Raw genomic sequence first — 22,200 nt, 5'->3', positions numbered from 1 at the left:
ATCCGCTCGGTATTGCCGAGAACAAAATGAAGGACGTGGTGAAGCATTTCATCACCGCCACCGTTTTCATCGCCTTTCTCGCGCCGTTTCATTACATCGCCTGGTTCAGCGAGGAACAACAGGTTCCCATGTGGGTGAAGGGCGTGGTGCTCTTTTTCGATTTCATCGTCGTGCTGATCATCGGCGACGGCATCCGCAAGTACATGCAGTACCTCAAATACGGCAACAGCCGCCTGCGCTTTCTGGGGTTCCCGTTTTACCTGGGCGGGAAGATGAAGCTGGCGCTGGAAGGCATGCCCGCCGCCTTCGATTCGGTCACGCTGAACCTGCGTTTTATTGAAGAGGTTTATGAAACGCGGTACTCCGGGCGGAAGCGCACGCGGGAGGTGGTGTGTTACCAGATCTACGGAGAGGAGCGGACGATGAACTCCGGCGCCTCGCGCGGCGGGGGGTTCTTGATGGAATGGGACCTGCCCGACAACAAGGAAATGACCACGGAGTTGAGCGGCCGGCCGGGGCGGTTCTGGGAAATCGAGATCAAGGCCGAAACTCCGGGAGTCGATTACGACAGCCGCTTCCTCGTTCCCGTGTACGCAAAGCAGTAAAGCGTCGCTTCGCAAACGAACTTTACGGAAATAAAAAACAAAAGGCCCGGACGGGGGAGCGTCCGAACCTTTTGCCCAGGGAGCGAAGGGGGAGGAGGAACCCTTCGCAGTCAATCAGGCTTGGCTTTCCTGCATCTTCTCGATAGTGACTTCCACGCTCACCGGTTTGCCGTCGCGCAGGATGTCCAGCGTTACGGTTTTGCCGGGTGCGGTGGTTCCCACCATCTTGGGCAGGGCGGAAAAATCCACCAGATCCTGCCCGTCGTACTTGACGATGACGTCACCGCGTTTCAGGCCGCCGCGTTCCGCCGGGCCTTTCGGCAGGACGCCGTTGATCAGCACACCTTTCGGCTCGCTCAAACCAAACGAGGACGCCAGTTCCTCGGTCATCTTCTGGATGGTGACGCCCAGCCAGCCGCGAGTGACCTTGCCGTCCTTTTTCAGGTCGGCGACGATCGATTTCGCCATGTTGATGGGAATGGCAAAGCCGATGCCCACGTTGCCGCCGTTGCCGGACAGAATCATGGTGTTGATGCCGATCACGTCGCCGTTCATGTTGAGCAACGGGCCGCCGCTGTTTCCGGGATTGATGGAGGCGTCGGTCTGGATGAACGCGTCATAGGGACCGGAACCGAGGTTGCGTCCCTTAGCGCTGACGATGCCCGTGGTGACGGTGTGGTTCAGGCCGAACGGGTTGCCGATGGCGATGACCCACTCGCCGACCTCGAGATTTTTGGAGTCACCCAGCTTCATGTGCGGCAGGGGCGAGGTGTCGCCTTCCTTGCGCACGATTTTGAGCAGGGCGATGTCGGTGGCCGGGTCCTTGCCGATCACCTCGGCTTCATACTCCTTGCCGTCGTGCAGTTGGATTTTCACCTGGTCCGCACCATCCACCACGTGGTTGTTGGTGAGGACATGGCCTTCTTTATCGATGATGAAGCCGGAGCCGGATCCCTGAGGGGCCGGGCCGGGAGAGGGAACACCGGGACCGAACGGATTCCGCGGGTCCATGCCACGCGTCCGTTCCATCTTGACGGACGAATGCACGCCGACCACCGCCTTGTCCTGCTTTTTCACCACCTCGGTAATGCGATTGGTGCCCACCGGGCTTGTGTCTGTACTCAATGCATATGCGTTTTCCGGTTGTAAGCTATGACCGCTCCCCATGATGGAAAGCATGGGCACGCCGACAAACAAAAGCGACGCCAGTGTGATTGTTTTCCAATTCAGTTTCATCATAGTTCTGTCTCCATCCGGAGATGAGTGATTGGTTGAATTTCTGCCCGGGGAAGCCCCTCAGGTCTTTGTGCTTAGAATAAGGAGTGTGGATTAAGAGGACGTTAAGCGAATATTAAATAATTTTAATCGGGCCCGTTCGGGAAGGTGAAACAGCCGGGACAGGGCTGTGAAAAACAGTGGCCCGACTCTATGTGGCCGTTTTTTCGAAGCAAAACGATTTGCCACGCCGCCAATCTGCATTATAATCTTGGAGGGTCCCTTGGCTCGGGACCCCTTTCTTTAAACCGAGGGGGAGCATGAAAACCGCTGACCTGGTAGACCATCTCAACCGGATTTCCTTCTTCGATGACTTCACCGAGAAGGAAAAACAGGCATTAGCACAGATCACCGGCACCGTGCAGAATGTGGCGAGAGGTGAGTGCGTGATCCGCAAGGGGACCACCGATCCGACGATGTATTTCGTGCTGGAAGGCACGATCGTGATTTCCGCCGGGGAGGATCTCGATCACGAGATCACCGAGCTTCACGTCGGTGCGCTGTTTGGGGATGTGCCTTTTGTGAAAGCGGTTCCCCGTGTGACCAGCGTCCTTGCCAAAACCGACGCCACCCTCCTCCGTTACCATAAAGACCAGATGGACCAAATGGACCCTCTGCTCATCGGCAAGTTCAAGGACCAGTTCCTCAAGCTGTTCGTTATCCGCCTCGACATGCTGAAAAGCACCATCAGCCAGAACCGTGTCGATTTCGAAAAGTTCTTTGACTCCTTCCAAAACATCTTCAAGGAAATCGAAGTCATTAATCAGGACACCGTGGTTCCTGAAGACGACAAACAGGAATGAGGCTCCGGCTTCAATTCCAAGTATCCTGAAAAGTCCCAATTTAAAATAAACCGTATCCAAGCGGCGGGGATGCGGTGGTGTTTTTTTGCGAAAGAGGGTTTACTTTTTGGGAAATGAGAAGGCGAGCAGGAACCAGCCGATCATGAACGACAACCCGCCCAGCGGGGTGACGGGTCCCAGCACCCTGGGGCCGCCCAGCGCAAGCCAGTACAAGCTCCCAGAAAACATGACGATGCCCGCGAGGAAAAACCAGCCCGCTTTGTTCGCCTTGGAGTCGTTTCCTTCCCCCAGGTACCCGCAAAGCAGGCCGACGAGAACCAACGCCAGGCTGTGGAAGAACTGGTACTGGTTCGCGGTCTGAAACGTGGCGAGGCTTTTTTCAGTCAGCACCGCTTTTAAAGAATGCGCACCGAAGGCACCGAGCATGACGCTCAAACCGCCCAGTATGCTTCCTATTAAAATCCAGCGTCGCATGGGGATCATCCTACGATGTTGTACCGCCGGGGACGGTACTTGACGCCGAACTGCTTCTCGGCGATCTCTTCACATTTATCCTCATCCACGTCCTTCTGGTGCGTCACGATGGTTGCCTGCACGTCCGGAATATGGAGCCTGGCGTCTTCGATGAATTTTAGAATCTCGTCGTAGATTTTTCCCCGGTAATTGGGCAGGGGCTGGCTGACTTCATCATACGCGTCGGAGTTGTCGGCGTTCAGGCTGATGGAAACCGAATCGACGAGGCCTTCCAGCTCCGGCAGGATGTTGCGTTTGTTGATGACGTTGCCGTGACCGTTGGTGTTCAGTCGCACGCGCCCTCCGGCGCCTTTGATCTTTTTTGCCACTTCTTTAATAACGTCAAGCCGCAGGGTCGGTTCGCCATAGCCGCAGAACACGACTTCGTCGTACTTGGTCGGGTCGTCGATCGACTCCCAAACCTCCTGTGCGGTGGGTTCGCGGTCGAGGGCCAGGTTGTATCCCTGCACGATGGGTTTCGAGATGCGCGTGCAGAACACACAATTGGCGGTGCACCGTTGCGTCAGGTTGAGATACAGCGAGTTGCGGATCTGGTACGAGATGGTACCGGACTTGGCTTTGCTGCCGATGCCGTACAGATCGAAGAAATTGAGTTCCACCGTGCGGTGCAGGTCCTGCACGCTGGTGCCGCGCAACTCCGCCAGGAAATTGGCAGTGTGGTTGACGAATGCCGGTTCGTTGCGTTTGCCGCGCATGGGCACCGGCGCCATGTACGGGCAGTCGGTCTCCACGAACAGGCGGTCGGCAGGAATGGTTTTGGCCACGGCGCGCAACTCTTCCGCGTTCTTGAACGTCACCACGCCGGAGAAGGAAATATAAAAGCCCATCGCCAGCGCCGCCTCTGCCAGTTCCTGATCGCCGGTGAAACAGTGGAAGATGCCGGAGCGCGCGTTGGGATCATTCGGATAGTATTCGGACAGGATGGCGATGGTGTCTTCCTTCGCGTCGCGCGTGTGGATGACCAATGGCTTCCTGTGTTCGCGCGCCAGCTCGATGTGTTTGCGGAAATGCTCGCGCTGGAGATCGTGCGGCGAGTAATTCTTGAAATAATCGAGTCCCGTCTCGCCCACCGCGATCACGCGAGGATGCTGGAGCAGTTCCTTCAGTTCGAGGTACGTGTTTTCATCGATGTCCTTGACGTCGTGCGGATGGATACCGACGGAGGCGTAAATGAAATCGTGCTCTTCGGTCAACTCCACCGAACGTGTGCTGCTCGGGATGTCGCACCCGATGTTGACGATGTACTTCACACCGCTCTCGACGGCGCGCTGGATCATCTCGTCGCGGTCGGCGTCGAAGTCCGTCATATCCATGTGTGCGTGGGTGTCGATGATCATTTCACACGCGCTCCCAGCTCCAGTTCCTCGTCGAATCCGGCGAGGACGATTTTGTCCTTGTCGCTTCCGGCCAGTATCATGCCCTGCGACTCGATGCCCATGAGCTTCGCCGGTTTCAGGTTGGCGACCAGAATCACCTTGCGGCCGACCAGTTTTTCCGGCTCGTAACTCTCTGCGATGCCCGCCACCACCTGGCGTTGTTCATTGCCGAGATCGACTTTCAGCTTGATGAGCTTTTTCGATTTCTTCACTTTTTCGGCTTCCACGACCAACGCCACGCGCAGGTCCAACTTCATGAACTCGTCGATCTGGATCAGGTTGTCTCCGTCCGTTTCCGCCGAAGCGCCGTCATCGGAGGCCTTGGCCTCGACCGACGCCAGAATCTTCTCCGCCGCCTTGTCCTCGATGCGCGGGAAAATCTGTTCGCCCTGCTTGATCTCCGTCCCCGCAGGAAACCAGCCCCAGGTGCGAATGGAGGCGAGCCCCTGTTCCTCGATGGAGGTGCCGATGCCCAACTGCGTCATCATCTTCTTTGTCGTGTCCGGCATGAATGGGTAGATGAGGATCCCGATGACGCGGCACGCTTCGGCGGCGTTGTACAGCACGGTGGCGAGGCGTTGTTTGCCTTCGTCGGATTTCGCCAGGTTCCACGGCGCGGTGTTATTGATGTATTGATTGGATGCGTCGAGCAGTTCCCAGATTTTCATGAGAATGCGGTTGTAGGCGAGCTCGTCGTAGAAGTCGTGCACCTGCTCGACCACTTCCTTGGATTTGCCCTTGAGGCCGGCGTCCTCGTCGCCTTCCACACCTGCCTCCGGCACCGTACCTCCGTAATACTTTCCAATCATGTTGAGCGTGCGGTTCAGCAGGTTGCCCAGGTTGTTTGCGAGGTCGCTGTTGACCCTGCCGATGAGCGCCTTGTGCGAGAAGTCGCCGTCGAGACCGAACGGCACCTCGCGCATGAGGAAGTAACGGATGACGTCCACGCCGAACTGGTCGATCAACAGGTTCGGTTCGACCACGTTGCGGAGCGACTTCGACATCTTCTTGCCCTCCACCGTCCACCAGCCGTGCGCGAAGATGTTGAGGGGAGGGGAGATGCCGATGGCCTTCAGCATGGTGGACCAGTACACCGCGTGCGTGGTCAGGATGTCTTTGCCGATCAGGTGATGCGCCGCCGGCCAGTACTTGGTTTTCAGGATTTCTTCCAGACTGCCGTGGATCGAGATGTAGTTGATGAGCGCGTCGAACCAGACGTAGGTGACGTAGTCCTCGTCGAAAGGCATCGGGATACCCCACGGCAGGCGTTCCTTCGGCCGCGAAATGCACAGGTCCTCCAGCGGTTTTTTGAGGAAGCCGAGTATTTCATTCTTGCGCGACGCAGGCAGGATGAACGATTCGTTTTTCTGGATGTGGTCCATCAGCCAGTCCTGATACTGACTCATCCTGAAAAAATAATTGTACTCCTTGATCTTCTCCACCTTGCGGCCGCATTCCGGACAGTTGCCGTCGACCAGGTCCTTCTCGGTCCAGAAGCGCTCGTCCGGCATGCAGTACCAGCCCTCGTAGCTGTCGCGGTAGATTTCGCCCTTGTCGTACAATGCCTGAAGAATCTGGCGCACCACCCGGGTGTGGCGCTCTTCCGTGGTGCGGATGAAGTCGCTGTTGGAAATATTGAAGCGCACCCACAGGTCCTTGAACGGTTTGTGCAGGGCGTCGACATGTTCCTGCGTGGTGCGTCCGGCCTGTTGCGCCGCCTGCTGGACTTTCTGACCGTGTTCGTCGGTGCCGGTCAGGAAAAACACGTCATCGCCGTCAAGCCTGCGGTAGCGCGCGGCGACATCGGCGGCGATGGTCGTGTAAGCGTGGCCGATGTGCGGCACGTCGTTGACGTAGTAAATCGGTGTGGTGATGTAAAAGGTTCGGTTCATTTCAGTGGTGAATGCGGTTGAGGGTTAGCTGGCCGGTTTGGGCGGCTGGACGGCCTGCGGGGGCAGGTGCTCGCGCAGTTCTTCCAGATCATAGTACATGATGAAATCGTCCTCAAGGCGAACGGTCACCTTCTGTTTCAGGATGTCGTTCTGGATGACGCGGCCCTTGCCGTCCGGAGTCGAAATGGTTTTACCCAGCTTGGGCATTTCTTTAATGAGGTCCTTGTAGATATTGTGTTCGTATTGCAGGCAACACATCAGCCGACCGCACACGCCTGAGATCTTGCTGGGATTGAGGGCGAGGCCCTGGTCCTTGGCCATGCGGATGGTAACGGGGGTGAACTCCGGCAGGAAGCGCGAACAGCAGAGCTCCTCGCCGCACACACCGTGGCCGTTGATCGACTTCGCTTCGTCGCGCACACCGACCTGCCGCATCTCGATGCGGTGACGCAGCCGCGAGGCGAGTTCCTTGACCAGTTGGCGGAAGTCGATGCGTCCTTCTGCGGTGAAGTAGAACACCGACTTGTTGAGTTCCTCGAAGAACACCACGCGGCTCAGATTCATCGGCAGTTTCAGGTTTACTATCAGGTCCCGACACATAACAGTGGCCTTGGACTCGCGCTCGCATTTGTTTTGTTCGTGTTGGAGGTCTTCCTGGTTTGCAAGGCGTATGACTTTGGGCGGACGGCACGCGTCCTTGCGTACGTTGAGGATTTTATTGGACGCCACGACGCCGATCTGCAGACCGTCTTCGGTTTCAACCATCACTTCCATGCCGACACGCAACTGGAGCGTGTGCGGATCGCACACCTGTGTTTTGTCGCGACCACGCAGGCGAACCCCGATCACGAATTTGGGCCGGGACGGCTCCGCACAGGCATCACCTTCTGTGGTACTGGGATTCAAAGTTTCGTTTTGCATGGTTTCTTCCTCACGCGGCCTCACAGAATTGCATCAGCATGTTTTCCAGAGTCAACTGGACGTTGGCGTTCCGTTCCAGAAGATTGCGGGTGCGGAACACGGATTCCATCATATGAAGGACAGCGGACCGCGGCTTCGCCTGGGCAAGGGGGCCGAGCCGGCCTGCGAGGTCGCGGTTGTTCAGCGACTCCGTACCGCATCCCGCCTGCAAAAGGGCGACGTCGCGCAAAAGGCCCAGCAGTTCTTCAAGAATCTTTTTAATCTGGGGCAGATCATGTCCCCGGCCGGTCTCCCGGCACCACGCGAAAAGCAGGTCCATACGGCGGAAGCTGAGTTGACTCAAAAGAGCCAGCAATTCCTCGCGGTAACGCGCGATCTCCGCCACATCCTCCGCCAAGGCCCGCGCAACCTGACCTTGCGAGCGCAGGACGCGTAGTTCAATTTCCTCATCAAGCATGCCTTCCGCATCTGGATGCGATTCCAGTATGGCGCGCAGGGCTTCCTGCGGCAGGGGATGGAACCGCACTCCCTGGCACCGCGAGATGATGGTCGGGAGCATCTGGTACGGATTCGCCGTCACCAGAATGAGTACCGTGGCGGCGGGGGGCTCTTCCAGTGTTTTCAGGAAAGCGTTGCAGGCCTGGAGGTTCATTTTCTCCACGCCGTCGACCACTGCTACCTTGTAGCGGCCTTCATAGGGAGTGAAGCCCAGTTTCTTTTGCAGGTCGCGGATTTCGTCGATGCTGATGCTGGTATCGCGCGACGAGGCTTTTTTCGTCGGTTCCAGCAGAAATACGTCCGGGTGCTGTCCCAAATGGATTTTGCGGCAGGGAGCGCAATCGCCACAGGCGTCATGGGGGCCGGACTCGGCGCAGTTCAGCGCCTTGGCGAACTCCAGGGCGGTTCGCTTTTTACCCACGCTTTCAGGGCCGAAGTAGAGATAGGCGTGTGCCACCGTGCCTTGTTCCAGCGCACGGCCGATTATATGTTTAGCCTGGCCTTGGCCAAGGATGGTTTCGAAGCTCATGTCTGATTAAAAACTTCATATATTCAATCGTTTACGATATAAACGCTAGTTTTCTGATTAAATAGTGTCTGGCTTTCTTAAGCTTGCAGAAAGCGCGGCAAAATCCCTGTTATGGGCCGTGCTTATGAGCAAACCTCTTCATATTATTATATGGCCCCGTTCCTGTAAATGAAAAAGCCCGCAAACGGGTGGTGACAACGCAGGCCGCGGTGGATTGGAAAAATGTTGGTTTGATATTGAATACTAATTTGGATTTTGCTATAAATTTGCCCTGTTTGCTACAATATGGAAGAAACGTGAATTCAATCGTATGGATATCCTGATATGGCAGTAGCCGAACGAGCCAAACGCTCCGCACAAAGAAAACGTAAACCGAAAGAGTTAGCGGTCATCAACGAGGCCTGCACCGGATGCAGTGGCTCCCCCATTTGTATCACCGAGTGTCCGGTTGAGAACTGCATGTACGAGATTCAAAATCCGTATGCGCCGGCTTTCAATGTGGTGATGGTGGATGAACTGCTCTGTATCGGTTGTAAAAAATGTGTCTCCAAAGGCCCCATGGATACGTTCCTGGAGGGATGCCCGTGGGACGCCATTGACATGCTCCCGTTGGCCGATTACGAAAAGAAATACGGAGAAATGCCTTACTGAGGACACGGCGGGCAGGCCTCCGGGTTCCGCAAGAGGGAGTGGGTAAGCGGAATCCAAATGCTTTCCCCATTCCAGTCTAATCTGCGTTGGCCATCCTGACGCTGGATTTTTCAATTGACAGGTGAGAAGTTCGGCGTTATTTTTTGCGGCCCAAACGGTCTAGATGTGACGCGACCCGGACCGGCCCCTGTTGCAGGGTAAAGCATTGAGGTGAGGGGCGGTTTTGGCAGTTGCCAGTATTCCTTTCTCCCAAATTCGAGCGAACACCGCGCGAACATTTCAGATTTTTGTCGAATCCCGGAAGTCCTTGAGGAAACTCAGGAATTTCTTTTGGCAAACAAGGACCATGATTGGTATGATGAGGCGTTTTCAGCCTAATCCGGCCTTGTTTCCCCTGACAAAAAAATGAAATCCGGGAGTTCCCTACGCCAGGGCCTGAGTTACGCGTTCAGACTGGGCACTGAGTTGACCGTCGCCACCCTCATCGGGGCTTTGATGGGGTACGCGCTGGACCATTTTCTGGAGACGGACCCTTGGTTTCTTGCGGTCGGCGTGTTGTTCGGCGGTGCCGCCGGGGTCCTCAATGTGTACCGGACGGCAATGAACATGGAGCAGGACTGGGGGCCGGACGCCCCGGAAGGCAAAAACGACAATAAAACGGATTTGGACGACGGTCCTCCGGATCCCAACCGCGACGATTAAAAGAAATATTGAGGAATGGAAAACCCGCTTCACCACTTCGAATTGCACCCCATCATCCCCATCCAGTTTCTGGGGCTCGACCTTTCCATTAACAAGGCGGTCATCGTCATGTGGATGGGTGTCGCCCTGGTTTTTTCCTGTTTATGGTGGTGATCAAAGGCGGCCTCAGGCTGGTACCCGGCAAGGGGCAGAGCGTCGCCGAAGTTTCTCTCGAATTCGTTCGGGGCATGGTTGATGAATTCATTGGCGAGGACGGCAAGAAGTACTTCTCCTTTGTCGCCACCCTCTTTTTCTTCATTCTGGTATGCAACCTGATTGGCCTCGTGCCCGGTTCTTACACCATGACGAGCCAGTTGGTGGTCACCGGCGCATTCGCCCTCATCATCTTTTTCATGACCCTGGTCATCGGCTTTGCCAAACATGGCGGGCACTTTTTGAGTATCCTCGTGCCACCGGGTGTGCCCAAACTCATGATCCCGTTCATGATCCCGATTGAAATAATCAGCATGCTGGCCCGGCCGGTATCGCTTTCCGTGCGTCTCTTCGCCAATATGACCGCGGGCCACACGGTGCTGGCTGTATTGTTCGCATTGACGCTGTCAGCTCCGGCGTGGGTCAGCTGGATGCCGTTCGGGTTCACTGTCGTCATCAACGTATTGGAAGTCGCAATCGCATTTATTCAGGCTTATATATTCACCGTCCTGACATGTGTTTACATCGGGGACGTCATTAAATTGCATTAAATCAATCATCAAGAGAGGAGTTCCAGGATGGAAGCAGCTGCCGCAGCATATTTGGGAATGGGCTTGTGTGCCGCAGGGTTCTTCGGTGCGGCGATCGGTATCGCCAATATCTTCGCCACGACCATCGAGACCGTAGGCCGTCAGCCGAATGCCGAAGGCCGCGTGGCCAAGTATTGCTGGATCGGTTTCGCGCTGGTTGAAGCCGTTGCGCTGTACGCGTTGGTTCTTGCCTTTATTCTGATGGGCAAAGCGTAATCGCACTCTAGTGACGCGCCCTCCGGGGCGCATCCAGGTACGGCAACCTTTATGAACAACCTTCATCCCAGGTCACCCGGACAATGCCACAACTAGAGCAGGTATCGGTATTTTCTTCATTGATCTTCTGGTCGATCGTTTCGTTCGCCCTTCTTCTGTTTCTGTTGAAGAAGTACGCGTTCCCTCCCATCCTGCAGATGCTGGAGGAGCGGCAGAAGAAAATTTCCGGAGACATCCAAAACGCCGAAGCCATGCGGGCTGAAGCGGAAAAAATCAAGAAGGAGTTTGAGGACCAGCTCCAGACCGCGCACGACAAGGCGAACACCATTGTCCAGTTGGCGCACGACGAGTCCCGCAAACTGCAGGAAAAAACCCTAAACGAAACCCAGGCTAAAGTTCGGCAGATGCAGAAGGAAGCCGAGCACGAAATCCGGGTGGCGCGCGACAAACTGATGGGCGAGATCCGGCAGTATGTTTCCGTTTTGACCATCGCCTCCACCGAAAAAATCCTGCGCCGCACCATGCAGGACGACGACAAGAAGCGGCTGGTGGACGAGTCCATTGACGAAGTGGTCCGCAACCTGGAAAAGAACTAGGCGCGGCGGCGTTGGCCGTCCCGTCGTGAAATGAAGACACGATGATTGAAAACCAGATAGGCAAACGATTTTCCGAAGCGTTGTCCGCATCAATCCAGGACAACGCCAAGTTGCAGGAAGCACTGGACAACCTGTGTGATCTGGACGATGCCATTCAGTCCGACCCCGCACTACCCAAGTTTTTTCTGCATCCCGCCATTACGGACGACAAGAAGCTCGCGTTCGTGATGTCGCTTTGCGACAACATCCCGGCGGGCAAGGAAGTGCGCAAAGTGGCGGAGATGCTGGTTCAGCGAAACAAGATGGCCTATCTGAAAAACATCCGGGAATACTTTGAAAAAACGGTGGCCGATCGGCTCAATCAGGTGCGGGTGAAGATCGTGGCTGCCCATCCTGTATCCGAGGAACAACTGAATAAACTGAAATCGTCCCTGGACCGGGCTTTGGGAAAAAGCGCGGTGATCGACAGCCAGGTGGACGAGTCGTTGCTCGGCGGCATCCGTGTCAGTATCGGAAGCTGGGTCGCCGATGCCACCATCAAGAACCGCCTGGCGCTGTTGCGACGGTCGATTGAGAAGGAGGAGGTCCTACTGTGAGTCTTAGAGCGGATGAAATCAGCACCCTGATCCAGAAGCAGATCGAAGGGTTTGAGTCCGAAATCGAATTGAAGGAAACCGGCCGCGTCATCTCCGTCGGCGACGGCATCGCGCGCATCTACGGCCTCGAACAAGCGATGGCGGGCGAACTGGTGGATTTTCCGAACGACGTCACCGGCATGGTCCTGAACCTGGAAGAGGACAACGTCGGCGCCGTGCTCATGGGATTCGACAACCTGATCAAGGAAGGCGACGAAGTCAAACGCACCGGCCGCATCATGGACGTGCCGGTCGGACCGGAACTGGTCGGCCGCGTGGTGAACGCGCTGGGTGAGCCGATCGACGGCAAGGGCCCCATCAACGCCAAACAGCGCGGCCCCATCGAGCGCATCGCCCCGGGCGTCATCGACCGCAAATCCGTTCACGAACCCATGCAGACCGGCATCAAGGCCATTGACGGCATGATTCCCGTCGGACGCGGTCAGCGCGAATTGATCATCGGCGACCGTCAGACGGGCAAGACCGCCGTCGCCACCGACGCCATCATCAACCAGAAGGGACAGAACATGTTCTGCATCTACGTCGCCGTCGGCCAAAAGCGGTCCACGGTGGCGCGCGTCGTCAAGACGCTGGAAGAGCACGGGGCGATGGATTACACCATCGTTGTCTCCGCCAGCGCCAGCGACCCGGCTCCCATGCAGTTCATCGCACCGTACGCCGGTTGTGCCATGGGCGAGTATTTCCGCGATAACGGCCAGCACGCACTTATCATTTACGACGATCTGTCCAAGCAGGCTGCGGCCTACCGCCAGTTGAGCCTGCTGTTGCGCCGTCCTCCGGGACGTGAGGCGTACCCCGGTGACGTCTTCTTTCTGCATTCGCGCCTGCTCGAACGCGCCGCGAAACTGAGCGACGAATTGGGTGCGGGATCGATGACGGCTCTTCCTATTATCGAGACGCAGGCGGGCGACGTATCGGCCTACATCCCGACCAACGTCATTTCCATCACCGACGGACAGATTTATCTCGAAACCGACCTGTTTTATTCCGGCGTGCGTCCGGCGATCAACGTCGGCCTCTCCGTTTCCCGCGTCGGCGGCTCTGCGCAGATCAAGGCCATGAAGCAGGTGGCGGGTCAATTGCGCCTCGACCTCGCGCAGTACCGCGAGATGGCCGCCTTCGCGCAGTTCGGCAGTGATCTGGATCCTGCCACCCAGGCCCAGCTCGCCCGCGGTGAGCGCCTGGTGGAACTGCTCAAACAGCCGCAGTACCAGCCGCTGTCGGCGGTTCAGCAGGTGGTGTCCCTCTTCACCGGTGTGCGCGGTCACCTGGATGACATCAAGGTGCGTGACATCCGCCGCTTCGAGGAAGGTTTCCTGAATTTCATGGAAGAGAAACACAAGGACATTCTGGACACCATCGAGAAGGAAAAGAAACTCTCCGACGAAACCGAACAGGAACTGACCGCCGCGGTCAAAGAGTTCAAGGGACTGTTTAAATAAATGCCAAACTTACGCGACGTAAAAAACCGCATCCGGAGTGTCAAGAACACTCAGCAGACGACGAAGGCCATGAAGCTGGTGTCGGCGTCGAAACTGCGCCGGGCGCAGGAGGCCATCCTCACCGCCCGGCCGTATGCCACCAAAATGCGCGACGTGCTCAATCACCTGTCGGCAAGGTGCAATCACGATCTGCATCCGCTCCTGAACGACCGCGAGGGAAACAAGGTCCTGCTGGTGATCATCACCGCCGACCGCGGGTTGTGCGGCGCCTTCAACGCCAATATCATCAAGATGGCGTCGCAGATCATCGAGGAAAACCGGGACAGCGACATTTCATTGTTCCTGGCGGGGAAGAAGGGCGGAGACTACTTCAAACGCCGTCCGTACAAGATCCAGGAAAACTATCCGGGCTGGACCAAGGAGTTCAATTACGCCAAGGCGGTGGAAATCGGCGAAAAGCTCGGCGACCTGTTCGTGGAGGGCACGGTGGACCGCATCTTCCTCGTGTACAACGAGTTCAAGTCCGTTCTTCGGCAGGAGGTCATCCGCGAGCAATTGCTTCCCATCGAGCCGGAGGAGACGGAAGACGCGCATCCGGTGGATTACATCTACGAACCGGACGAGGAAAGCATACTGGAGGACATTCTGAAACGGTACATGACTCTTCAGGTGTACCGCGCCTTTCTGGAATCCAGTGCCAGTGAACACGGCGCCCGCATGACGGCGATGGACAATGCCTCGCGCAACGCCAAGGAAATGATCGGCCAGTTGACCCTGTTTTACAACCGCACGCGTCAGGCGTACATCACCAAGGAACTGATCGAAGTGGTCAACGGGGCGGAAGCGCTGAAAGACTGAATTTAAAGAATCGACCAAGACGACCAAGTAAAGGAGCGTTTGATGAACGTAGGAAAAGTCATCCAGGTAATCGGTCCCGTTGTGGATATCAGCTTCAAGGACGGCGAACTGCCGGCCTTGTACAACGCGATCCACATTAAAAAGAAGCCGGAGGGCGGGGAGGAAGAAACCATCACCCTGGAAGTGGCACAGCATCTGGGTGACAACGCGGTCCGCGCCATCTCCATGCACCCCACCGACGGCCTGGTGCGGGGCATCGATGCGGAGGACACCGGTCGTCCCATCTCCGTTCCCGTCGGCGAAAAGGTTCTCGGCCGCATCCTGAACGTCATCGGCGAACCCGTCGATCAGAAACCGAAGGTCGAGTCGCAGGAAACGTGGAGCATCCACCGCGACGCGCCGCCTCTCGACGAGCAGGACACCGGCATGGAAATGCTGGAAACCGGCATCAAGGTCATCGACCTTCTGGAGCCGTACCTGAAAGGCGGCAAGACCGGGCTGTTCGGCGGTGCGGGCGTTGGCAAGACCGTTCTCATCATGGAACTGATCCGCAACATCGGGGCGGAGCACGGCGGTTACTCGGTGTTCGCCGGCGTGGGAGAGCGGACCCGCGAGGGTAACGACCTCTACCACGAAATGATCGAGTCGAAGGTCATCGACAAAACCGCGCTGATCTACGGCCAGATGACCGAGCCTCCCGGCGCGCGTATGCGCGTGGGCCTGACCGGGCTGACCATCGCCGAATACTTCCGCGATGTCGGCGGCCAGGACGTGCTTTTGTTCATCGACAACATCTTCCGGTTCTCGCAGGCGGGTTCCGAAGTATCGGCCCTGTTGGGCCGCATCCCGTCCGCGGTGGGTTACCAGCCGACGCTGGCCACCGAGATGGGCAACCTGCAGGAGCGCATCACCTCGACGAAGAAGGGGTCCATCACTTCCGTTCAGGCGATTTACGTACCGGCGGACGACCTCACCGACCCGGCCCCGGCGACCACGTTTTCTCACTTGGACGCCACCACCGTTCTCAACAGGCGCATCTCGGAGCTGGGCATCTACCCGGCGGTGGATCCGCTGGACTCCACGTCGCGCATCCTCGACCCGTCCATCGTCGGCGAGGAGCACTACGGTGTGGCCCGGGAGGTTCAGCGCATCCTGCAGCGCTACAAGGAACTGCAGGACATCATCGCCATTCTGGGTATGGACGAGTTGACCGAGGAAGACAAGATGCTGGTGGCGCGGGCACGTAAAATCCAGAAATACCTGTCCCAGCCGTTCTTCGTTGCTGAAACGTTCACCGGTGCACCCGGCAAATACGTCAAGGTGGCCGACACCATCACCGGCTTCAAGGAAATCGTCAACGGCAAGCTGGACGACATTCCCGAGCAGGCGTTCTACATGTGCGGCGCCATCGATGAGGTATACGAAAAAGCCGAGAAACTCAAGAAGCAGGGTTGATGAGCATGGCCGAAGAGAATCAGAAACTGCATTTTGTACTGGTCACGCCGGAGAAGGAGATGGTAAACGATCCGAGCGTGGATCAGGTCAACATACCCGGAAGCGAGGGCGACCTGGGCATCCTTCCCCTGCACGCGCCTTTGTTCACCACCATGCGGCCGGGAAGCTTTTCCTATGAAAAGGGAGACGAAATCATTTCCCTCGTTGTGGGTCACGGTTACGCGGAAATCACCAACGACCGCGTGACGGTACTGGCGGAGACGGCCGAATACCTCAGCGACGTCGATGTGGCCCGCGCTCAGGAAGCCAAGGCCAAGGCCGAAGCCATTCTGGCCAAGCCCGATGTTGAGGAAGCCGAACTCCGTGAAGCGCAGAAAAAACTGTTCCGCGCTCTGGCCCGCATCGAAAGCAAAGGCACCGAGTAAGGCTGGGGCCTTCCCCCTTTCTTCTCCAGGGATTTCAGCGTACCCTGATTGATTTTGCCGGGCGGCCTTTAAAAAGTGCGGATGCGCGGGTTCGAAAAGTAGTGCACCAGGTTGTGCACCGTAACGATTCCCACCAGTTCTTCCTTATCCATCACCACCAGGTGGCGGATTTTCTTTTTCGCCATCAGTTTGTTGGCGTCCAGCACCGATTCGTGGCAGTCGATCGTCTGTAGCGGCGTGGTCATGATGTCCCCCACCTTCGCCGTTTTGGGATCGAGCCCCTTGGCCACCACCTTGCGGGCGAAATCGGTTTCGGTGACGATTCCGACAGGTTTCTTTCCATTCACAACCACCAGCGACCCCACCTGTTTCTCGTGCATGAACTCCGCTGCGTCCTTGATGGTATTCGTCTCCGGGATGGTGATCACAGGCGAGGACATGTAGTCGCTCACTTCTTCAATCGGGTTTTCCTGCTTGCGTTTCTTCATTGGAACACCTCCTTGCTTGCCTCGGCGAGCCGGCATTCCACGGCTCATTAGGAAACCACCCATATTGTACGTGGAACCGCAGGGATGTGGGAGAAGAAAGAAAAAATACCGATTTGCAGTAGGAATTAATCTGGAAGGGAAGATTACAATTTCGCCACTTTTTTGCGTGCGGCTTGGGCGGGAGGCTTTAAAACATTTGATAAATAAAGGCCCGTGTACGACTTCGGGTTGGCCGCCACCTTCTCCGGCGTGCCTGACGCCACCACCTCGCCGCCACGGTCGCCGCCTTCGGGACCGAGGTCGATGATGTGATCGGCGGTCTTGATGACGTCCAGGTTGTGTTCGATGATGATCACGGTGTTGCCCGCATCGACCAGTTTCGCCAGCACGTGCATGAGGTGTTCGATGTCGTGAAAATGAAGACCGGTGGTCGGCTCGTCGAGGATGTACAGGGTCTGACCGGTGCTTCGTTTGCTGAGTTCCTTCGACAGCTTCACCCGTTGCGCCTCACCGCCGGAGAGGGTGGTTGCGGGCTGGCCCAGGTGAATGTAGTCCAGCCCCACGTCGGTGATGGTTTGCAGTTTGGTGCGGACGGATGGGATTTTCTGGAAGAACTCGAGCGCTTCTTCGGCCGTCATCTCCAGCACCTCGGAGATGTTCTTTCCCTTGTACTGGATTTCCAGGGTCTCGCGGTTGAAGCGCTTGCCCTGGCACACTTCGCAGGTGACGAAGATGTCCGGCAGGAAATGCATCTCGACCTTGATGATGCCGTCGCCCTGGCAGGCCTCACAGCGGCCGCCCTTGACGTTGAAGCTGAACCGGCCCGGTTTGTAGCCGCGAACGCGCGCCTCCGGCACCTCGCTGAACAGGTCGCGGATCAGGGTGAACAGGCCGGTGTAGGTGGCGGGATTCGACCGCGGCGTTCTGCCGATCGGCGACTGGTCGATGTCGATGACCTTGTCGAGGTACTGGACGCCCTTGATCTTGTCGAATGTCCCTGGTTTGTCGTTGGCTTTCCAGAAATGCTGGGCCAGTGCCTTGTACAGGATGTCGATCACCAGCGTGCTCTTGCCGGAACCGGAGACGCCGGTGACGCAGGTGAGCGCCCCAAGGGGCACTGTGATGTCGATGCTCTTCAGGTTGTTGTGGCGTGCTCCGGTGATCTCGAGAACATGACCGTTGCCCTTGCGGCGTTTGGCCGGTATGGGAATTTCGCGCTTGCCCGAAAGGTACAGACCCGTCAGCGATTTCGTATCCTTAACCAGTTCCTGCGGTGGACCGGAGAAGATCACCTCGCCGCCGTGAATGCCCGCGCCGGGACCCAGGTCCACCACGTAATCCGCGTCGCGGATGGTGTTCTCGTCGTGTTCGACCACGATCACTGTGTTGCCGAGGTCACGCAGGGTGGTGAGGGTTTTAAGCAGGCGGTCGTTGTCGCGCTGGTGCAGGCCAATACTCGGCTCATCGAGCACGTAGAGCACGCCCATGAGGCTGGAGCCGATCTGCGTCGCCAGCCGGATGCGCTGGCTCTCGCCGCCGGACAAGGTCGCCGAGGTGCGGTTGAGCGTCAGGTAATCCAGCCCGACGTCCACCAGGAACTGCAACCGTTCCTTGATCTCCTTCACGATGCGGCGGGCGATGGAGAATTCCTGCTCGGTGAAGGTGAGTTTTTCGAAGTATTCGCTCAACTGGCCAATGGACAGCGAAGTGAGTTCGATGATGTTCTGTCCGCCGACCTTCACCGACACCGCTTCTTTCTTGAGGCGGGTTCCACTGCAGGTGGGGCAGGGCAGGGCGCGCATGTACTGCGCGATCTCGTCGCGGGTCGAGGCCGATTCGGTTTCGTGGTAACGCCGGTCGAGGTCGGGGATCACGCCGTCAAACGTGCCCGTGTAGGATTTCCGCCGTCCATCCTTTTCGTAATAGTATTTGACAGGGTCTTCCGTGCCGTGAAGGAGCACCTCCTGAGTGATTTTAGGCAGGTCCTGAAATGGGGTGCTGAGTTTGAACTTGAACTGCGACGCCAGAGAGTCCAGCATCTGGAAGAAATACACCGTGGTTTTTTTCTGCCACGGATGGATCGCGCCCTGGCGGATGGACAGCGACTTGTCGGGGACGACGAGGTCGGGGTCGATCACCATACGGTTTCCCAGCCCGTCGCACTCCGGGCACGCGCCGGTCGGGTTGTTGAACGAGAACAGGCGTGGTTCCAGCTCCGGATAACTGATGCCGCAATAACTGCATGCGAACTTTTCGCTGAACAGCAACTCTTCCGCCGCGTGGTTGTTCTTCTTGTCTTCGAGGAGCGAGACCACCAGCGACCCGTCTCCCTGGCCCAGTGCCATCTCTACCGAGTCCGCCAGCCGTTTGCCCATATTGGCCTTGATCACCAGCCGGTCGACCACCGCCTCGATGGTGTGTTTGAATTTTTTATTGAGGGCGATGTCGTCTTCCAGCGATTTCACTTCGCCGTCGATGCGCGCCCGCACGAAACCCTTTTTGCGCAGTTCGAGGATTTCCTTTTTGAACTCGCCCTTGCGGCCCTGCACCACGGGGGCGAGGATCATGAGCTTGCGCCCTTCGGGAATGGCCTGCACCTGGTCGACGATCTGCTGGACCGTCTGCGATGCGATCTCCCGGCCGCATCCGTAGCAGAACACGTGGCCGATGCGGGCGTAGAGCAGGCGCAGGTAGTCGTAGATTTCGGTGACGGTGCCGACGGTGGAGCGCGGGTTCTTGCTTGACGTTTTCTGCTCGATGGAGATGGCGGGCGACAGGCCTTCGATGTAATCGACGTCCGGCTTTTCCATCAACTCCAGAAACTGCCGGGCGTAGGCGGAAAGCGACTCCACGTAGCGGCGCTGGCCTTCGGCGTAGATGGTGTCGAAAGCGAGGGACGATTTTCCCGAACCGCTCAGGCCCGTGATCACCACCAGCTTTTCACGCGGAAGTGTGAGGTGGACGTTCTTCAGGTTGTGCTCGCGGGCTCCTTTGATGGTGATGTTTTCGAGTGCCATGATGCGTGGGGTGTTTCTCTAAATTCAGGGTTGCCTGGATTGCGGGAACATGCGTTCCCATTTTTCATCGACAATTTTTTTGATGTCATTGGACATGTGGATCTCCTCCGGCCAGTCCTGCGTGTAGCCTTCCTCCGGCAGTTTTTTGGTGACGTCGATGCCGATGCGTCCGTCGGCCACCTGGATGTCGCGGCGCGGGTCGAGGTTGTTGAACAACTTCCAAAGCACGGTCGAGGTTTGGTTGAGGTCGACATGTGCTTCCAGCGCGACGATGACGCCTGCTCCAGAGAGGCCATCGTCTTCCAGGCAGGCACGGAGAAAGTCACGGCCCTGGTACGGCCGGGTTTTGTCGAGCGCTACCAGCACCACCGGGCGGCGCACGTCCAGACTGCACATCCGCACGGATTCCACTTCCGCGAATTTGCTTTTGATCCGTTCACCCAACTGCGGGTCCGCGGGTACGGGATCGTTCTGCGGCGGATTCGACGGCGGTTCGCCTTCGATCGGCCGGGTGGCGTCGATGCCCAGCTTCGATCCATACAGGGCGTGGTCGGAGGCGTGGTTGAGCACGTCGAGGATGCCTTCGAAAAAAAACAGGTCGCGATTGAAGTCGATGTCGTTCAGCAGCAATTCCAGCACCGCACGTTCATCCTGCACATCGACGTCGCGGTCCACCACGACGATGGTTTTGACGAAGCTCATCTGTCCCGCTCCCCACAGGGTGCTCATCAGCCGGCGCGACTGCATGGGGTAACGCTTGTCGATGGACACGATGACGCAGTTGTGGAACACGCCCTCGAGCGGCATGTTCATGTCCACCAGCTCCGGCAGCTGGGTGCGCAGGAGCGGCAGGAAAATGCGTTCGGTCGCCTTGCCGAGGTAAAAATCCTCCTGCGGCGGGATGCCGACGATGGTGGTCAGATAAATCGGGTCCTTACGATGCGTGACGGCGGTGACGTGGAACACGGGATAATCCCCGTCCTGCGAGTAGTAACCCGTGTGGTCGCCGAAGGGGCCTTCGCGCCGCATTTCTTTAGGATCGATGAAACCTTCCAGTACGATCTCCGCGTTGGCCGGAACTTCCAGGTTCACCGTCTTGCATTTGACCAGCGGCACGGCTTTTTTACGGATGAACCCGGCCAGCAGGAATTCATCGACGCCGTAGGGCAGGGGGGCTGAGGCGGCGTAGCAGGAAACCGGGTCCGCCCCCAGCGCCACCGCCACTTCCATGACCTTGCCCTTCCTTTTGAATTCGTGAAAAAAATGGGCGCCGTCCTTGTGGATATGCCAGTGCATGGCCGTGGTTTTTTTATCGAACACCTGCATTCGGTAGAGACCGACGTTGCGGATCTTGCGGTCAACACTGCGGTTGATGACAATGGGGTAGGTGATGAACCGTCCTGCATCGTGCGGCCAGCACTGGATGATCGGGATTTCGTCGAGATTGACCTGGTCACCGGTTTTGACCACTTCCTGGCAGGGCGCGCTGGAAACCATCTTCGGCGGAAACTGGGATGCCTCCAAAAGTATGGGAAGCATCTTGGCCTTGTCGAGAAGTGTCTCCGGTGGCGCCAGGTGCAGGTACTGGTCGATGTCGCGGGCGATCTTGTCGAGCTTCGTCACGCCCAGCGCGGCCTGGATGCGGCTCCAGCTGCCGAAGGCGTTGATGAGCACCGGCATGGAAGAACCCTCCACGTTTTCGAAAAGTAACGCTTTGCCGCCGCCGTTCTGCTTGGAGACGCGGTCGGTGATCTCGGCAATTTCCAGGATGGGAGAGACCTTCTCGCGGATGCGCACCAGTTCGCCTGCGCCTTCGAGGTGTTTGACAAATTCGGTGAGTGAGTCGAAAATCATCGGGTTGCCGTGGGCGACGGGTTGTTGGAAACGGTTGGACCGGAACCGCAAAAATGCGAAGACTCCATTATAGCTCACTTCACCCCCGCAGGTGGGGACGGATTGCATTTCCCTGTGGGGCCTTGCTGGAAGCGGGGGAGGCCGGGGCGTCATGCTGACTTATTTTCTGAAACGGCTTCTGCAGGGTGTGCCGGTGTTGATCGTGGTGGCGACCCTCACTTTCCTCATCATGCACGCCGTGCCCGGCGGGCCGTTCGACCGCGACAAGAAACTTCCCCCCGAGATCCTCGCCAACATCGAAGCCAAGTACCATCTCGACAAACCCGTTTGGAAGCAGTACCTCCTGTACATGGGGCAACTGGTGCAGGGGGAGATGGGTCCATCGTACAAGTACATCGGGCGCGACGTGAAGGACATCATCAGGGACACGTTTCCCGTGTCGCTCACCCTGGGGCTTCTGGCGGTGCTGGTGACCCTGGGGCTGGGCGTGCCCGCCGGGGTGATTTCCGCAGCGCGCGAGAACACGTTGATCGACCGCTCCTGCATTTTCATCGCCACCCTGGGCATATCGGTTCCCAGTTTTGTGTTGGGCACGTTCCTGATCCTGGTTTTCTCGCACATGCTT

General features: G+C 57.5%; 23 protein-coding genes. 14 read left to right on the top strand and 9 right to left on the bottom strand.

From position 1 onward, the window contains the following. A partial coding sequence (locus tag TX82_RS12295) for a hypothetical protein (protein WP_042251215.1) occupies window positions 1–605 on the top strand: 605 nt, incomplete at its 5' end. A gap of 114 nt (window positions 606–719) precedes the next feature. Here the strand turns inward: TX82_RS12295 and TX82_RS12290 are convergent. Then, window positions 720–1,844 carry a S1C family serine protease gene (locus TX82_RS12290; protein WP_005011102.1) on the bottom strand — a complete coding sequence of 375 codons (1,125 nt, stop codon included), beginning with the start codon at window positions 1,842–1,844 and terminating at the stop codon, window positions 720–722. 296 nt (window positions 1,845–2,140) lie between these two features. Here TX82_RS12290 and TX82_RS12285 point away from each other — a divergent pair, with 296 nt between their 5' ends. Next, a complete protein-coding gene (locus TX82_RS12285) occupies window positions 2,141–2,683 on the top strand; it encodes a Crp/Fnr family transcriptional regulator (protein WP_005011099.1) in 543 nt (180 codons plus the stop codon). Between the two features lie 99 nt (window positions 2,684–2,782). Here the strand turns inward: TX82_RS12285 and TX82_RS12280 are convergent, their stop codons facing one another. The 5 genes from TX82_RS12280 to holB are packed head-to-tail and all read right to left on the bottom strand — an operon-like array spanning window position 2,783 to window position 8,433. Continuing rightward, entirely contained in the window at window positions 2,783–3,157 is a 375-nt protein-coding gene (locus tag TX82_RS12280) for a DUF423 domain-containing protein (RefSeq protein ID WP_144079170.1), read from the bottom strand. 5 nt (window positions 3,158–3,162) lie between these two features. Further along, the gene (locus TX82_RS12275) at window positions 3,163–4,554 is read right to left on the bottom strand and encodes a TatD family hydrolase (RefSeq protein WP_005011092.1); all 1,392 of its coding nucleotides are present in this window, start codon (window positions 4,552–4,554) and stop codon (window positions 3,163–3,165) included. Continuing rightward, window positions 4,551–6,485, bottom strand: coding sequence for a methionine--tRNA ligase (metG, locus tag TX82_RS12270; RefSeq protein WP_005011090.1), 1,935 nt, complete (start codon window positions 6,483–6,485; stop codon window positions 4,551–4,553). Before metG ends, TX82_RS12275 begins: the two co-directional genes overlap by 4 nt. A 24-nt stretch (window positions 6,486–6,509) precedes the next feature. Then, window positions 6,510–7,406 carry a PSP1 domain-containing protein gene (locus TX82_RS12265; RefSeq protein ID WP_005011088.1) on the bottom strand — a complete coding sequence of 299 codons (897 nt, stop codon included), beginning with the start codon at window positions 7,404–7,406 and terminating at the stop codon, window positions 6,510–6,512. Between the two features lie 10 nt (window positions 7,407–7,416). After that, window positions 7,417–8,433, bottom strand: a complete 1,017-nt coding sequence (gene holB / locus TX82_RS12260) for a DNA polymerase III subunit delta' (protein ID WP_005011086.1) — start codon at window positions 8,431–8,433, stop codon at window positions 7,417–7,419. Between the two features lie 324 nt (window positions 8,434–8,757). Here holB and TX82_RS12255 point away from each other — a divergent pair, with 324 nt between their 5' ends. The 11 genes from TX82_RS12255 (at window position 8,758) to TX82_RS12210 (ending at window position 16,216) form a co-directional block, all read left to right on the top strand. Next, complete coding sequence (locus TX82_RS12255) at window positions 8,758–9,084, top strand: hypothetical protein (RefSeq protein ID WP_005011085.1); 327 nt, start codon at window positions 8,758–8,760, stop codon at window positions 9,082–9,084. A 405-nt stretch (window positions 9,085–9,489) separates the two neighbouring features. After that, the gene (locus TX82_RS12250; protein ID WP_005011083.1) at window positions 9,490–9,786 is read left to right on the top strand and encodes an AtpZ/AtpI family protein; all 297 of its coding nucleotides are present in this window, start codon (window positions 9,490–9,492) and stop codon (window positions 9,784–9,786) included. A 15-nt stretch (window positions 9,787–9,801) separates the two neighbouring features. After that, the gene (locus tag TX82_RS16550; protein WP_222823015.1) at window positions 9,802–9,939 is read left to right on the top strand and encodes a hypothetical protein; all 138 of its coding nucleotides are present in this window, start codon (window positions 9,802–9,804) and stop codon (window positions 9,937–9,939) included. Next, on the top strand, window positions 9,930–10,529 hold the full coding sequence (locus TX82_RS12245; protein WP_222823013.1) for a F0F1 ATP synthase subunit A: 600 nt from the start codon (window positions 9,930–9,932) through the stop codon (window positions 10,527–10,529). The genes TX82_RS16550 and TX82_RS12245 overlap by 10 nt, the downstream gene beginning before the upstream one ends. A 27-nt stretch (window positions 10,530–10,556) precedes the next feature. Then, entirely contained in the window at window positions 10,557–10,784 is a 228-nt protein-coding gene (gene atpE / locus TX82_RS12240; RefSeq protein ID WP_005011080.1) for an ATP synthase F0 subunit C, read from the top strand. Window positions 10,785–10,867: 83 nt separating this feature from the next. Next, window positions 10,868–11,380: a F0F1 ATP synthase subunit B gene (gene atpF, locus TX82_RS12235; protein WP_005011078.1), complete on the top strand. Its 513-nt coding sequence runs from the start codon at window positions 10,868–10,870 to the stop codon at window positions 11,378–11,380. Between the two features lie 41 nt (window positions 11,381–11,421). Continuing rightward, window positions 11,422–11,976: an ATP synthase F1 subunit delta gene (atpH, locus tag TX82_RS12230; RefSeq protein WP_005011072.1), complete on the top strand. Its 555-nt coding sequence runs from the start codon at window positions 11,422–11,424 to the stop codon at window positions 11,974–11,976. Further along, window positions 11,973–13,478, top strand: a complete 1,506-nt coding sequence (gene atpA, locus TX82_RS12225; RefSeq protein WP_005011070.1) for a F0F1 ATP synthase subunit alpha — start codon at window positions 11,973–11,975, stop codon at window positions 13,476–13,478. Before atpH ends, atpA begins: the two co-directional genes overlap by 4 nt. After that, window positions 13,479–14,336 carry an ATP synthase F1 subunit gamma gene (gene atpG, locus TX82_RS12220; RefSeq protein ID WP_005011066.1) on the top strand — a complete coding sequence of 286 codons (858 nt, stop codon included), beginning with the start codon at window positions 13,479–13,481 and terminating at the stop codon, window positions 14,334–14,336. A gap of 42 nt (window positions 14,337–14,378) precedes the next feature. Further along, window positions 14,379–15,791, top strand: coding sequence for a F0F1 ATP synthase subunit beta (gene atpD / locus TX82_RS12215; protein ID WP_005011061.1), 1,413 nt, complete (start codon window positions 14,379–14,381; stop codon window positions 15,789–15,791). A 5-nt stretch (window positions 15,792–15,796) separates the two neighbouring features. Then, window positions 15,797–16,216 (top strand): F0F1 ATP synthase subunit epsilon, encoded by a 420-nt coding sequence (locus tag TX82_RS12210; protein WP_042252600.1) that lies wholly within the window; start codon window positions 15,797–15,799, stop codon window positions 16,214–16,216. A gap of 68 nt (window positions 16,217–16,284) precedes the next feature. On the opposite strand, the gene TX82_RS12205 is transcribed toward TX82_RS12210, so the two are convergent. The 3 genes from TX82_RS12205 to TX82_RS12195 form a co-directional block, all read right to left on the bottom strand. Then, window positions 16,285–16,704, bottom strand: a complete 420-nt coding sequence (locus tag TX82_RS12205) for a CBS domain-containing protein (RefSeq protein ID WP_005011056.1) — start codon at window positions 16,702–16,704, stop codon at window positions 16,285–16,287. A 143-nt stretch (window positions 16,705–16,847) separates the two neighbouring features. Then, window positions 16,848–19,721, bottom strand: a complete 2,874-nt coding sequence (gene uvrA, locus TX82_RS12200; RefSeq protein ID WP_005011053.1) for an excinuclease ABC subunit UvrA — start codon at window positions 19,719–19,721, stop codon at window positions 16,848–16,850. A 24-nt stretch (window positions 19,722–19,745) separates the two neighbouring features. Beyond that, window positions 19,746–21,653 (bottom strand): menaquinone biosynthesis decarboxylase, encoded by a 1,908-nt coding sequence (locus TX82_RS12195; protein WP_237100776.1) that lies wholly within the window; start codon window positions 21,651–21,653, stop codon window positions 19,746–19,748. Between the two features lie 73 nt (window positions 21,654–21,726). Between TX82_RS12195 and TX82_RS15785 the strand changes: the two genes are divergently transcribed. After that, the coding region (locus TX82_RS15785) for an ABC transporter permease (protein ID WP_042251209.1) at window positions 21,727–22,200 on the top strand (474 nt) is incomplete at its 3' end.

The organism is Nitrospina gracilis 3/211 (assembly GCF_000341545.2).
Lineage (GTDB): Bacteria > Nitrospinota > Nitrospinia > Nitrospinales > Nitrospinaceae > Nitrospina > Nitrospina gracilis.
This window is presented reverse-complemented; position numbering and strand designations above follow the sequence as displayed.

Coding starts and splice junctions, on each gene's coding strand:
- TX82_RS12290 (WP_005011102.1), bottom strand. CDS start 1,844: ATGATGAAACTGAATTGGAAAACAATCACACTGGCGTCGCTTTTGTTT.
- atpG (WP_005011066.1), top strand. CDS start 13,479: ATGCCAAACTTACGCGACGTAAAAAACCGCATCCGGAGTGTCAAGAAC.
- uvrA (WP_005011053.1), bottom strand. CDS start 19,721: ATGGCACTCGAAAACATCACCATCAAAGGAGCCCGCGAGCACAACCTG.
- TX82_RS12250 (WP_005011083.1), top strand. CDS start 9,490: ATGAAATCCGGGAGTTCCCTACGCCAGGGCCTGAGTTACGCGTTCAGA.
- TX82_RS12255 (WP_005011085.1), top strand. CDS start 8,758: ATGGCAGTAGCCGAACGAGCCAAACGCTCCGCACAAAGAAAACGTAAA.
- TX82_RS12245 (WP_222823013.1), top strand. CDS start 9,930: ATGGTGGTGATCAAAGGCGGCCTCAGGCTGGTACCCGGCAAGGGGCAG.
- atpD (WP_005011061.1), top strand. CDS start 14,379: ATGAACGTAGGAAAAGTCATCCAGGTAATCGGTCCCGTTGTGGATATC.
- TX82_RS12210 (WP_042252600.1), top strand. CDS start 15,797: ATGGCCGAAGAGAATCAGAAACTGCATTTTGTACTGGTCACGCCGGAG.
- atpF (WP_005011078.1), top strand. CDS start 10,868: ATGCCACAACTAGAGCAGGTATCGGTATTTTCTTCATTGATCTTCTGG.
- TX82_RS12280 (WP_144079170.1), bottom strand. CDS start 3,157: ATGCGACGCTGGATTTTAATAGGAAGCATACTGGGCGGTTTGAGCGTC.
- TX82_RS12205 (WP_005011056.1), bottom strand. CDS start 16,704: ATGAAGAAACGCAAGCAGGAAAACCCGATTGAAGAAGTGAGCGACTAC.
- holB (WP_005011086.1), bottom strand. CDS start 8,433: ATGAGCTTCGAAACCATCCTTGGCCAAGGCCAGGCTAAACATATAATC.
- TX82_RS12275 (WP_005011092.1), bottom strand. CDS start 4,554: ATGATCATCGACACCCACGCACACATGGATATGACGGACTTCGACGCC.
- TX82_RS12265 (WP_005011088.1), bottom strand. CDS start 7,406: ATGCAAAACGAAACTTTGAATCCCAGTACCACAGAAGGTGATGCCTGT.
- TX82_RS16550 (WP_222823015.1), top strand. CDS start 9,802: ATGGAAAACCCGCTTCACCACTTCGAATTGCACCCCATCATCCCCATC.
- atpE (WP_005011080.1), top strand. CDS start 10,557: ATGGAAGCAGCTGCCGCAGCATATTTGGGAATGGGCTTGTGTGCCGCA.
- TX82_RS12285 (WP_005011099.1), top strand. CDS start 2,141: ATGAAAACCGCTGACCTGGTAGACCATCTCAACCGGATTTCCTTCTTC.
- metG (WP_005011090.1), bottom strand. CDS start 6,485: ATGAACCGAACCTTTTACATCACCACACCGATTTACTACGTCAACGAC.
- atpH (WP_005011072.1), top strand. CDS start 11,422: ATGATTGAAAACCAGATAGGCAAACGATTTTCCGAAGCGTTGTCCGCA.